The 12,451-nt window shown below is 61.1% G+C and carries 13 protein-coding genes; 1 reads left to right on the forward strand and 12 read right to left on the reverse strand.

What is annotated here, in order from left to right; all coding sequences use genetic code 11:
• Positions 1-202, forward strand: a 202-nt coding sequence (locus FJV80_RS34870) for a hypothetical protein (protein ID WP_206520515.1), incomplete at its 5' end; no start/stop codon positions are given.
• 29 nt (positions 203-231) lie between these two features.
• On the opposite strand, the gene FJV80_RS33935 is transcribed toward FJV80_RS34870, so the two are convergent.
• The 12 genes from FJV80_RS33935 to FJV80_RS33990 all read right to left on the reverse strand — a co-directional run bounded on the left by FJV80_RS33935 (position 232) and on the right by FJV80_RS33990 (position 12,091).
• Positions 232-474 (reverse strand): DUF2274 domain-containing protein, encoded by a 243-nt coding sequence (locus FJV80_RS33935; protein ID WP_024502859.1) that lies wholly within the window; start codon positions 472-474, stop codon positions 232-234.
• 12 nt (positions 475-486) lie between these two features.
• The gene (locus FJV80_RS33940; RefSeq protein ID WP_063169228.1) at positions 487-1,701 is read right to left on the reverse strand and encodes a TrbI/VirB10 family protein; all 1,215 of its coding nucleotides are present in this window, start codon (positions 1,699-1,701) and stop codon (positions 487-489) included.
• On the reverse strand, positions 1,698-2,723 hold the full coding sequence (trbG, locus tag FJV80_RS33945) for a P-type conjugative transfer protein TrbG (protein WP_164548809.1): 1,026 nt from the start codon (positions 2,721-2,723) through the stop codon (positions 1,698-1,700). Before trbG ends, FJV80_RS33940 begins: the two co-directional genes overlap by 4 nt.
• Before the next feature lies 1 nt (position 2,724).
• Positions 2,725-3,456, reverse strand: a complete 732-nt coding sequence (gene trbF, locus FJV80_RS33950) for a conjugal transfer protein TrbF (RefSeq protein WP_063169230.1) — start codon at positions 3,454-3,456, stop codon at positions 2,725-2,727.
• The gene (gene trbL, locus FJV80_RS33955; RefSeq protein WP_063169231.1) at positions 3,457-4,779 is read right to left on the reverse strand and encodes a P-type conjugative transfer protein TrbL; all 1,323 of its coding nucleotides are present in this window, start codon (positions 4,777-4,779) and stop codon (positions 3,457-3,459) included. It lies immediately after the preceding gene.
• 33 nt (positions 4,780-4,812) lie between these two features.
• The gene (trbJ, locus tag FJV80_RS33960) at positions 4,813-5,538 is read right to left on the reverse strand and encodes a P-type conjugative transfer protein TrbJ (RefSeq protein WP_024502854.1); all 726 of its coding nucleotides are present in this window, start codon (positions 5,536-5,538) and stop codon (positions 4,813-4,815) included.
• Positions 5,535-7,985 carry a conjugal transfer protein TrbE gene (gene trbE / locus FJV80_RS33965; RefSeq protein ID WP_063169232.1) on the reverse strand — a complete coding sequence of 817 codons (2,451 nt, stop codon included), beginning with the start codon at positions 7,983-7,985 and terminating at the stop codon, positions 5,535-5,537. The genes trbJ and trbE overlap by 4 nt, the downstream gene beginning before the upstream one ends.
• The gene (locus FJV80_RS33970; RefSeq protein WP_024502852.1) at positions 7,979-8,251 is read right to left on the reverse strand and encodes a VirB3 family type IV secretion system protein; all 273 of its coding nucleotides are present in this window, start codon (positions 8,249-8,251) and stop codon (positions 7,979-7,981) included. Before FJV80_RS33970 ends, trbE begins: the two co-directional genes overlap by 7 nt.
• Positions 8,251-8,559 (reverse strand): TrbC/VirB2 family protein, encoded by a 309-nt coding sequence (locus tag FJV80_RS33975; RefSeq protein WP_024502851.1) that lies wholly within the window; start codon positions 8,557-8,559, stop codon positions 8,251-8,253. Before FJV80_RS33975 ends, FJV80_RS33970 begins: the two co-directional genes overlap by 1 nt.
• A 12-nt stretch (positions 8,560-8,571) precedes the next feature.
• Positions 8,572-9,540 (reverse strand): P-type conjugative transfer ATPase TrbB, encoded by a 969-nt coding sequence (gene trbB / locus FJV80_RS33980; RefSeq protein ID WP_024502850.1) that lies wholly within the window; start codon positions 9,538-9,540, stop codon positions 8,572-8,574.
• On the reverse strand, positions 9,537-9,950 hold the full coding sequence (locus FJV80_RS33985) for a CopG family transcriptional regulator (RefSeq protein WP_063170364.1): 414 nt from the start codon (positions 9,948-9,950) through the stop codon (positions 9,537-9,539). The genes trbB and FJV80_RS33985 overlap by 4 nt, the downstream gene beginning before the upstream one ends.
• Positions 9,951-10,066: 116 nt before the next feature.
• Positions 10,067-12,091, reverse strand: coding sequence for a conjugal transfer protein TraG (locus tag FJV80_RS33990; protein WP_063169233.1), 2,025 nt, complete (start codon positions 12,089-12,091; stop codon positions 10,067-10,069).
• Between the last annotated feature and the right edge of the window lie 360 nt (positions 12,092-12,451).

Genomic DNA, 12,451 nt, shown 5'->3' on the forward strand with positions numbered 1-12,451 from the left:
AATCCTGCAATTCCAAAGCCGCTATCCGCCTCAATCAACAGGCCAGATCAATGGCTTGCGGATAGTTCACGGCCGACCAAATCGAAAATGCAAACTTAGGCTGTTGCGCGGTATCTCCTTCCACATCATCTCTTGCGCATACCTGCATTCCAAGGTGTTTGATCCTATGCTTCGCGAGGAGCAGGTAGGTCGCGACAGCTAGGCAATGTTCCAGCTGCCCTAGCGGAGGAGTCACGATTTTCCGGCAAGCTCCGTCGGCAGACGTTCCTTTCTGGCCTTGGCAAAGGCTCGGTCGCCTTCCAGAAACGCCGCCAGCATGAAAGGGATGAGTTCTGCCACGGTTTCAGACTGACCATAGGTCTGACGGTAAAGTGCAGCATACTCCTTGAGTGTTTGGCTCAGCTCCGCGCTGACGGTAATGGTGATCTTCGAAGCTGTTCGGTCCGGAAGTTTTCCAAGTTTCAGGTCAGCCATGATAACTCCTGCTCAACTGGCGTATGGCCGCAGCACGATGTCCTTGTGCACGATGACGCGCAGTGGCCAACCTGGGCGGACGACGATGGTGGGCTGGATATTGAGGTTTTTTTCGGTGATGCGCTGGCCGGCTCGACTGGCGTTCTGCTGGGCTGATTCCCGGATCGCCTTGACCAGATCGCTCTCGTTTTCGCCGAGGCTGAATTCTGTGCCGACACCGAGCAATGTGGCAAGCGCCACTCCCTTGATCATCTGCCAAGTGTGGAAATCGACTTCGTCTTCCAGCCCTGCGTAGCCGGCGGTGTCGCTCGCGGGCAGATTGTCGATTTCGGCCGACGAGCCGTCGGGCAGCAGAATGCGCTGCCAGACCAGCAGCGCTCGCTTTTGCCCGAACGCGACGACGCTGTCGTAGACGCCGATAAGACGTGAGCCCTGCGGAATCAGCAATATGTTGCCCGTGACCGTGTCGTGCACATTTTCGGTGACTTGCGCGACGACAAGGCCCGGCAAATCGGAATTGATGCCGGTGATCAGGCTGGCGGCAATCACGCTGCCAGCCATCAGTTGATATGGCGAGATCGGCGTCTGCAGCGCATGCGGATTGTAGATCCCGCCAGTGCTCCGCTGGCTGAGAAAATCAAGCTTTCGCTGCTGATTGTTCTGGTCGCCTTCCGCCGCCGCCACCGAGGCTGACGCGCGTCCTGCTTCGGATTGGGGAAGCGCCTCAAATGGATGCTGAGCAGTTTGCACGCTCTCTCCGACATCTGTCTTTTGAGCTCGATTTTCGACGCGGAAAAGCACCCGCGATTCACGCGCTTCGATCGCCTGCTGCGCTAGACGCTGCTCCTCGGCCGAGATGTCTTGGCCCGGCACGATGCCGAGCTGGCGCTGCCGCTCGAGGATGGGGCGGCCGAGGTCGCCCGGCAAAGGTAGCCCAAGGACGGGAGGCTTCGGCTTCATGCCGGAATAGTCATGGGGAAGCGTATCGAGCCCCTCGGCGGTTGGTTTGCGCTCAGTGTTGTAGAGATCTTCCGCCTGATCCCTGATGCGAAGGGCCGGCCCCTGGAGGGCGATCATGGTAACGCCGAAGACAGCGCCGGATCCGAGCGCTGCGATCGCGATGATCACACCGCGCCTGAACCGCACCACGCGGCGGGGAGAGGCCCGAAGCTGCAGTTCCTCGGGATCCAGTTTCGGCGGGATGCCAGAGCGGGAATTTTCGATCATGAGTCCTCACCTCGCCGGCTGCCGCGAAAGAGCGAGATCCGCCGTTGCGGTTGCCTGCCGTCAATCCTGCTGATGCGGATCACCTGCTGCCGCTTGGTGCCGAGGCGAAGTTCGGCCGCGGCGAAGAGCCGATCGACGATGTAATAGTTGCCGCGCACGCGATAGTTGACGAGCTCGCTGCTCCCATCTGCGCCGACGATGAAGAGTGGTGGCGCCTCGCCCTGATCTATGCGACGAGGGAACTCAATATAGACCTTGCTGCCGTCGTCGAAGGCTCGCGTCGGTCTCCAGGGCGGTGTGTCGCCACTGATTGAGTAGCGAAAGCGAAGGTTTTCGAGCGCGATATTCGACGCGACCGGTGTAACTGCCTCGGCTTGAGCATTGCGCTGGCGAAGCGCGATGATCTGGTCTTGGCTGTAGGTCCAGGAGATTGCCGCCATTGCGGTCTTCTCGGTGCTTTGAAGCTGCAAATGATAGGTCCGCCGGTCCGTCGTAATGACGACATTGGTGGCAAGACCCGGCGCGAAGGGTTTTACCAGAACATGGGTGCGCTGATTGTCACCGGTGCCGCTTGCGGTATCGCCAATGACCCAGCGCACGGTGTCGCCAGCCGACACGGCGGTTAGTTTCTCGCCCGGCTGCAGAGCGATGTCGGTCACGCGCTCCGGCGCGGCATAGAGTTGATAAAGCGCGCCATCGGTGAAGGGGTAGACTTGCACGGCATTAACATACCCGTACTTGGTGGGTTGCTGGGTCGCGGCTTTGTTGGCATCAGCGACGCGTTCTTCAGGGGGGCGCTTGTCCTCGGCCTTGCCGGGCTCGGGCTGCATTTGGCCAGGCAGCGGCAGTGGTTTTGGCACCTCGACAATTCTAATCGGCCTCTCCGGCGCCTTTTCGATCGCGGCCGGTTTGAAGTCGGCAGCGTCATAGGAAATCTCAGGCGGCGGCACCTTCTTCGATGCACAAGCGGAAACGACCGCTGCCGACACCGATAGGATCAGCACGGCACGAATCGGTGACATTTTACCTTTCATTGGTGGACTCCGTCGGAGAAAGGGGGGTTGGGACGGCGCTGTCGAGCTCGCGTGACCAGTCAATGGCATTGATGAAGACGCCGAGCGGATTCTTGCGCAGCTGATCCGTATTGCTTGGCGAGCGAATCACGATCGTGAGGATCGCAGTCCAGCGCATCGTGCTGGCAAGGCTTCCGCGCTCAAACACCTGCTCGGTCCATTTGACCTGGAATGAACTTTCGGAGGCTCTGACCACGCTGGTGACCTGTACCGAAACACTGCGCGTTCCGATCTGACCGAAGGGGTCGTTCGCCTTGGCGTATTCGTTGAGGAAGAGCGCTGCGCGATCGCTAGCAAAGTCGTACGCTGCCAACCAGTTCTGCCGTACCAAAACCGGATCGGTGGAAACGGAACGGACATTCTGGATGAAGCGGCCGAGATGCCAGGCGATCTGAGCATCCGAGGGCTCATAATTCCGGATCGCCGGCGCGACGGCGCGCGTCTCGCCGAAGCCATCGACCTCGACGACATAAGGCACGACACGGCTTTGCATCGACTGCCATACGAGTCCGCCGGAAAGCCCGGTCGCCAAGGCCAGGCAGCCAAGGGCCATGATCCGCCAGTTCCTGGCCTGCAGTCGAGATGAGCCGATGCGCTCGTCCCACAGCTGGGCGGCTTTTTGATACGGCGTGACCGGTTCGGGTGTTTTGCCGTAACGGTGCACGGGTCGCTTGAAGAGCATCTAGTCATCCTTGTCGTTGAGAGAGGGGGTGGCGCTGCCTCCCGGCCGGTCTCCGTCTCGGACAGCTTGCATGGCAGCGTGGCGATTTGCACGGGCGGTCTGTTCAGAACGTAGGCGCCTTGCCCACGTCGGCGCCGAAACAGTGGCCGAACCGGCAGAGCGTTCGGTCATTGGCGCTGTCGGCGTGCCGCCGGTCGCGGTCCACGCGGCATCGCGCCCGGCATCGGCGTTGCGCCCAACACTTGCAGTGGCGGATCGCGCTATGCGTATAGCGGCGCCGCCAGCTGCACTGGTTACACCATGCATTCCAGCAGCCACACCGGAGAGGCCAGCGTCGGGCGAGGTTGCGCGCCCGATCTGCCATGACGTGGAAGCAGCCGATCCCATTGTTGTGCCGGCTCGGATGGCGGCGACACCGCCGCTGGTTGCCATACGCGCGCCAGCAAATGCTGTGCCTCCAGCAACGAGTGATACACCCGCTGCCGCCGCGGTCGTGCCGAGGGCGGCGCCCGCCCCAAGCTGCGGTGCGCCTGAGACAAGACCCGACGCGATCCCCGGCCCAAAAATGCCAAGGCCAAGCAATGCCAGTGCGCCCAGTACCTGGGACATGGCACCGGCAAGATCCGGCTCCTTGCCTTGCAATGCGGAAGCGAACTCCCCGAAGAGCGTGGAGCCGATACCGACAATGACGGCGAGCACCATCACCTTGATGCCTGACGAGATAACATGGCCGAGCACGCGTTCGGCCAGGAACGCTGAACGGTTCCAAAGTGCGAATGGAACCAAAACAAAACCTGCCAGCGTGGTGAGCTTGAACTCAAGGATGGTGATGAAAAGCTGGATGGAAAGGATGAAGAAGGCGATGATGACCAGGAACCAGGCCATCAGCAGCACGAAGATGGTCAGTGCGTTGCCGAAGATTTCCGGGAAGCCCAGGAGCTGACTGGCTTGGTCAAGCATTGGCCAAGCACCTTCGAAACCGGTCGCGGCAATGCGGCCCGGGCGCAAGAGATTGTCTGCCGACAGATTGCCGGCCGACGCCTTAATCCCGAGACCGGCAAAAGAACGATAAACGATATCGGCGAGGTTCTTGAAATTGTTCAGAATGAAGGCGAAGACGCCAACATAGAGCACCTTGCGGACAAGCCGGCCGAGAACGCTGGTTTCGTCGCCGAGCGCCCACGCCAGGCCGGCAAGTGTGATGTCAATGCCGATCAGAATGGTAGTGAGGAAGGCGAGGTCGCCCGATAGCAGACCGAACCCGCTGTCGATGTAGCGGATGAAGGTCTCCATGAAGCGATCGATGACGCCAAGGTCGTTCATGCCGCTGCCTTTCTCGTCGTGATGAACTCGTGATTAATTGCCGGGATAAGCCGAGCCGGTACCCAAGAATCGCTTCGTCATCTCGCGGGCGGCTTCGTCTGACTGGGCCTTGCGGGCGGCATCCTCGGCCTCAGCTCGAAACTGCGTTGCGAGCAGCGTCTGGATCTGCATCTGCTGTTTTGTCGAAAGCGCCATCAGCTGGTTGGTGGCCTGGCTTGCCTGAAGCGCACCGGCCGCCCCTTGGCTGCGGTTGACGAGATCGGCGAGCAGATCGCCGTCGGCGCGGACGTTCTCGACGATTTGCGACTGGACACCCATGGTCTGGCGGAACGCCTGCATGGCGGTTTGCCAACGCTCCCGCGCAGCACTCGCCACATCGCTGACTTTGATCGTGGCGTCGTAGCTTTCCGGATATTGGCTGCGCCACTGGTCTTGAAGCTTGCCCAGATCAAAGCTGAGGCCACTCGCCTGGTCCATCAAGCCGTCGATGCGATGGAGCGAACCGGTGAGTTGGCCAACGGAAGAGAAATCCAGACGCTGAAGATTGCGCGCCATGTTCTGCAGCATGGTCGCCTGATTCTGCAGCGACTGGATCTGGTTGTTGATCTGCTCCAATGCGCGCGCGGCCGTCAGCACGTTCTGCGCATAATTGGACGGATCGAACACGATAAGGGCGTAGGCGGGCTGCACATAGTCGGCCATAGGCTTGGCGATCAGGGAAACGGTGATCAGGCCGGAGAGAAGGCGTCGCCGCATCATGAGAATTGCTCCTTGTCTGGTTGAGGGAATTGCTTGAGAAGTTCGCCGGCCCAATCGAGGCCGCGCGCGATCAGGAACTGCGAGGCAAAGCTGCCTTGCCCGTCTTCGGACATGATCCTGTCGATCAGAGTCTGCGTGGCCGGATCGGAAGCACCGCAAAGCGCAAGAGCGATGGGGCCAAGCTCGAGCTCGAACAGACGGTTGCCGCGGCGCGATTGCAGATAATACTGACGCTTCGGCGTGGCGCGGGCGATCAATTCGATCTGCCGCTCGCTTAAACCGAAGCGCTCGTAGGCTGTGCGCGCCTGGGGTTCCACGGCACGATCATTGGGAAGGAAAATGCGCTGCGGGCAGCTTTCGATGATTGCCGGCGCTATGCCAGAGCCCGCGATATCAGCCAGCGACTGCGTAGCGAAGACAACCGACACGTTCTTCTTTCGCAGCACCTTCAGCCATTCGCGGATGCGGGCGGCGAACAGCGGATTGTCGAGATAGACCCACGCCTCGTCGAGCATGATCAGCGTGGGCCGTCCGTCGAACCGTTCCTCAAGTCGCTGGAACAGATAGGTAAGCACCGGCAGCAAAGCGCTTTGGCTGTGCATTAACTCCTCGGTCTCGAAACACTGCACATCCGACAAGGCCAGCCCATCATGATCGGCATCGAGCAGGCGGCCGAAGGGACCGTCGAGCGTGTAGGGCATCAATGCGGTCTTCAGCGCATTGGATTGAAGCAGGACCGAAAGACCGGTCAGTGTGCGTTCCTGCGCCGGCGCGGTGGCAAGGCTGGCCAGCGCTGACCAAATAGCCTCCTTCACCTCCGGCGTGACGGTGACGTTCTCGTGGGCAACAAGGCTGGCGATCCATTCGGCCGCCCAGCTTCGGCTAGCCTGGTCGTTGATGCTGCGCAGTGGCTGAAAGGCAAGGGAACCGTCCGCTCCTAGCGCGTGGTGTTCTCCACCCATGGCAAGTGTTGCAGCACGGGCCGAATTGCCTTTGTCGAAGACATAAACCTGGGCGCCGGCGTAGCGCCTGAACTGCAGAGCAATCAGAGCAAGCAGAACCGACTTGCCGGCGCCGGTCGGACCAACAACCAGCATGTGGCCGACATCTTCGACGTGGGTGGAAAGCCGAAACGGTGTCGACCCACTGGTCTCGGCAACGAAAAGCGGTGGCGCTTCGGTTTGGGTGACTTTCGCGAGATGCTCGTTTGTCGCAGGACCGGCCCAAACCGACGACAGCGGCATGAGATGGGCAAGGTTCAATGTATGAACGAGCGGTTGGCGAACGTTAGCGTAGACATGGCCAGGCAATGAGCCGAGCCAAGCCTCGACCGCATTGACGCCTTCTCGGATCGTGGTGAAGCCGAGCCCATTGATGATGCGCTCGACCGCGCGAAGCTTCTCTGCAGCGGCTTGGCGATCCTCGCCCCACACCGTCACGGTGGTGGTGAGATAGCCGAAACTCACATGATCACCGCCCAATGCCTGAAGGGCTTCGTCGGCATCGAGCGCCTTGTTGTCGGCATCGCTATCGACAAGCGGGACCGGCTCGTTGGTAATGACCTCGCGTAGGATTGCCACGATCGATTTGCGCTTGGCAAACCACTGCCGGCGCAATCGCGTCAGCGTCTTCGTGGCTTCCGTTTTCTCGAGCGGAATGAAGCGCGTCATCCAGCGATAGGCGAAATCCTGATGATTGAGGGTATCGAGGATTCCGGGCCGGGTGAGGTTCGGAAAGCCGAGGATGGTCAGTGTGCGAAGATGCTGCTCACCCAGCATCGGCTCCAGGCCACCGGTAAGCGGCGCATCGACCAGGATTGCATCCAGATATATCGGCGTTTCCGGGGCCATGATAGGATGGCGACGAGGCGAAATCGTGCCGTGGAGGTAGGTCAACGTCTGAGCATCATCGAGGACGCGTACTTCGGACATGAAACCCGAGAAGAGATCGAGCACGCGGTTGGTCTCGTCACGGAACCTCGCCAGATCCTGGCGCCAGTCTCTTTCTCCTCGGGAATAATGAGAGTCGACGAGCGTGCTTTCTGCGCGCGCCTGGGCGTCCGGCGGTGGCATAAACACCAAGGTCAGATGATAGCGGCTCTCGTAGTGCGCTACCTTCCCCTCGAAAGCAGCGCGGCGTTCTTCGTCGACCAGCCACGACGCGGCGTCAGGAAAATGCGAGTTCGGATAGCCCAGCGCTTCTGTGCGCTCGGCCTCAAAGAACAATGCCCAGCCAGAGCCAAGGCGTCTGAGAGCATTGTTCGCCCGGGCGCAAATGCCGACGAGTTCAGCCTCCGTCGCACTTTCGAGATCCGGGCCGCGGAACCGCAACGTCCGCTGAAAGCTGCCGTCCTTGTTGAGCACGATGCCGGGCGCCACCAAGGCAGCCCAGGGTAGATGGTCGGCAAGCCGGTCGGCTTTGCTTCGATATTCCGAAAGGTTCAGCATGCAAGCCACCCCTTCAGACGTAGGTGGCGCACAAGCACGCTGGCGAAGTCCGGATCGCGTCTTGCGGCAAACACCGCTAACGAGTGGCCTGCGATCCAAAGCACCAGACCAGCAATCCATTGCTGCAAGCCGAAGCCAATGGCCGCGGCCACTGTACCGTTGAGGATCGCCACCGCGCGCGGAGCCCCGCCGAGCAGGATCGGCTCGGTCAGCGCCCGGTGGACCGGTACTGCGAAGCCCTCGATATGCTGCTCCCCGGCGGCCATCAGACGAGCGCCCCACCACCGAAGGAGAAGAAGGAGAGGAAGAAGCTCGATGCCGCGAAGGCGATCGACAGACCGAAGACGATCTGAATCAGGCGCCGAAAACCACCGGCGGTGTCGCCGAAGGCAAGCGTCAGGCCGGTGGTGATAATGATGATCACCGCAACGATCTTGGCGACCGGTCCCTGCACGGACTCCAGGATCTGCTGCAGCGGCTGCTCCCACGGCATGCCGGAGCCGGCGGCATAAACCGGGGCCGTGATAAGAAACGCGAGCGCTGTGGACGAAAGAAAGCGAAGCTTCTTGCGCATGAGGAAGGCCTTTCAAAGCTGCTGGAGTTGCGAAAGCGTGAGCGGGGCAACGGCGTAATCGCCGCTGCCGTCGAGACCGGTGACCTCGGCGATTGCGTCGATGTGGCGCGACGAGCCGCGTCCCGCTATGAAGACGATCAGATCTATCGCCTCAGCGATGAGCCGGCGGGGAACGGTGACCACCGCTTCCTGGGCGAGTTGCTCAATGCGATAGAGAGCCGAGCGCGCGGAATTGGCGTGTACGGTAGCGATGCCGCCTGGGTGCCCGGTGTTCCATGCCTTCAGCATGTCGAGCGCTTCCGCGCCCCTCACCTCGCCCACGATGATGCGGTCCGGCCTGAGCCTCAGCGTCGAGCGCACGAGATCGGCAAGGGTGACCGAGCCCCGCCTTGTTCTCAGGGCAACGCAGTCCCTGGCCGCGCACTGCAGTTCGCGTGTGTCCTCGATCAGGATCACCCGATCGTCGCATTCGGCGACTTCAGCCAGCAGAGCGTTGGCGAGTGTTGTCTTCCCCGAGGAAGTGCCGCCGGCGATCAGCATGTTGCGCCGCTCGCGGACGGCCTTTTTCAGCGCATCGGCCTGCAGCGGCAGCATGATGCGTTCGGCAACATAGTCGGCCAGGGTGTAGACTTTCGCGGCGGGCTTGCGGATGGCAAAACATGGCGCCAACACCACAGGTGGCAGCAGGCCTTCGAAGCGTTCGCCAGACGGCAATTCGGCACTGACGATCGGGTTGTCGGCGTGCGCCTCGGCGCGCACGTGCGAAGCAACCAGGCGGATGATACGTTCTGCCTCGGACGGGTGCATGTGAACGTCGGTATCGACCCGACCTTCGCCTAACCGGTCGAGTCGCAGCGCGCCGTCGGGATTGACCATCACCTCGATGACGGACGGATCGGCCAGGGCTTCGGTGATTGCCGGACCCATGGCGGTGCGCAGCATGACACGCCGCCGGTGGTCGGCCTCGGGATGAGAGCTCATCCTTCCCCTCCCCCACCATTGTCTTTGCTAAGCGACTTTTTGCCGGAAGCGATCTGGCGGCCGACCTTCTCAACGAATTTCTCGAAACGCTCTTGGGCAATAGCCTGCGTTGCCCGATCCGGGACCGGCGTGTGGGCGTGAAGGGTGATCGAAAAGCGGATGAAGAGCGCCAGGCTCTCCAGGATCACCTCGGAATCGCGCCTGACGTGGGCAAGATCGCGGGAGAGCCGGTCAAGCCTTACGCCGTAGCGCCGATCGAACTCGCTCTCGCCACGCCGCTCGATGAACGCCTCGATCGCCTTCCCCACGATCGCTGATTTGGTCGTTGACGGATCGCGACTGAGGTTGTCCAGTTTCTCGCTGAGCTCCGGCTCAAGCAGAAACTGATGGCGAATGCGGTGCGGCTTCATGCGGATCGTTCCGACGGCCCGGCGTTGCGCCGGCGACGGGAGAAGCATCGGCCAGACGCTCAAAATTGCTTATGGCCGTTATCTACGCTGAGGTGCGCTCTGCAACTCAGCGGACTTCAGAAGCCGGGAATGACATCGTCGCCCCTGCCCTCGTTGATACCGTAGACGCGGGCCGCAGTGGAAATCCGATCCATGACACGCTTGTCCGCGAGCGCTTCGCTGTCATCGTCTGCGGGCTTGTACAGATCGGCCTGATCGGGCTCTTGAGAGACAACAACGTCTTCTTCGGGCAGGCTTGGATGGCGTTGCTGCTGAACGCCTCCCTCGTCTTCAACTGGCGCGTCGGCGCTTTCCTCGTCCGCAGCAAGTCGGCTATCGACGCTGCACACTTGTCCAGTCCAGCCGTCCGGGCGTGATGCAGGGCAGTCCGCATAGGGTCCGTCGTGCAGCACCGGCGCAGGCAGCACCCGATCTGTGAAATTCTGATCCTGATAATAGCGCAGCTTCTTGGCGCGGATCGGCGGCAACCCAGAAACCAGGACCAATTCGTCTGACGGCGGCAATTGCATCACCTCGCCTGGCGTCAGGAGCGGGCGCGCGGTTTCCTGGCGGCTCACCATGACATGTGAAAGCCAGGGCGCAAGCCGATGGCCCGCATAGTTGCGCATCGACCTAAGTTCGGTTGCGGTGCCGAGGGCATCCGAGATGCGCTTGGCCGTGCGTTCGTCATTGGAGGAAAAGGCAATTCGCACGTGGCAATTGTCGAGAATAGCATTGTTCTCGCCATAGGCCTTTGAAACCTGGTTCAAAGATTGTGCGATCAGATAGGAGCGAATGCCATAACCTGCCATGAAGGCGAGCGCCGTTTCGAAGAAGTCGAGGCGACCGAGCGCCGGAAACTCGTCCAGCATCATGAGCAGCTGATGCTTACGGCTCTTCTTCGGGTCCCCCTCCAGACGCTCCGTCAACCGCCTGCCGATCTGGTTCAAGATCAGTCGCACAAAAGGCTTGGTGCGCGAGATATCCGAAGGCGGCACGACCAGATAGAGCGACAGCGGTCGCTCTCCATCCACTAGGTCAGCGATGCGCCAGTCGCAGGACGAAGTGGCCGCCGCGACCGTTGGATCACGATAAAGCCCGAGAAAGGACATGGCGGTCGAGAGGACGCCTGAGCGCTCGTTTTCCGACTTGTTCAGGAGTTCGCGAGCCGCCGAGGCCACTACGGGATGGACCTGAGGGTTATGCCCCGTCCCGAGATGGTTTGTCGTCATCATCCGCCGTAGCGTTGCGGCAAACGAGCGTTGCGGGTCCGACAGGAAGGTGGCGACGCGGGCCAGCGTCTTGTCCTCTTCAGCGTAGAGCACGTGCAAAATGGCGCCAACTAGGAGTGAATGGCTGGTCTTCTCCCAGTGGTTCCGTCGCTCCAGCGCGCCCTCGGGATCGACGAGGATGTCGGCGATGTTTTGAACGTCCCGGATCTCATCTGGGCCTTTGCGCACCTCCAGCAGCGGGTTGTAGCGTGCCGATCTCGGGTCGGTCGGATTGAACAGAAGGCAGTACGAGAATTTCGACCGCCAGCCGGAGGTCAACTGCCAATTTTCGCCTTTTATATCATGAATGATGGCAGACCCGGTCCAGGAAAGTAGCGTTGGAACAACCAGCCCCACGCCCTTGCCCGAACGCGTCGGCGCAAATGCCATGACGTGCTCCGGGCCGTCATGGCGCAGATAGCGATCGTTCAGCCTACCGAGGAAAACGCCCGCCGGCCGTAACAACCCTGCCGTCTCGACCTCATGAGTCGTGGCCCACCGTGAAGACCCATAGGTCGTAACCGACCCGCGCTGTCGCGCGCGCAAAAGCGAGCCAGCGATTGCGGCGGCACAACCCAGGAATCCGCTGGCGCCTGCAAGCGTACCGGCTTTGTCGAAGACCTCCGGCGCATAAGCATCGAAGTGGAACCACCATTCAAACAGCTTCCACGGCTTGTAGATTGGCCAGCCGGCGAAGAGAAACCATGGTGCGCCGAGAGGCGTCTGGTAGGTCAGCATTTGAGCGCACCATTGGGTTGCCGTCCATACGCCGATAATGACAATTGCGCACACAACGGCGATCTGCCCGATCAGTAGCTTCGTAGGTGTCATCGGCTTGGCCCGCTGAACAACGCGACCTAGCATCGCGCGGCGCAGCCGGGACAGGAATGTTCCTCACATACGATTTGGGAGCAATGAACGACTTCCTACGTATGCAGGTCGGTCAGCACGCGTGTTGCGCCTTCACGCGACACCATCCGCCACTCCATCCTTTCCATTCACCCTGAGGCCCGGCGCCGCCGACAGTTGCGTGACCGCTCCTCCGCAAAGTTATCTTCTGCGTTCAGGGAGCCACGGCGCCTGGGCTGGCTGATGAACACCGTCCGCTCGCGCATGTGGGGTCGAATTGATTTGTGCCCAAGTGGAGGCAGGCTCGTCTTCCAACAGTTGCCGCAGTTCCCCTGGCTCGAA

Source organism: Mesorhizobium sp. WSM4310, from assembly GCF_007003935.1.
Classification (GTDB): Bacteria; Pseudomonadota; Alphaproteobacteria; order Rhizobiales; family Rhizobiaceae; genus Mesorhizobium.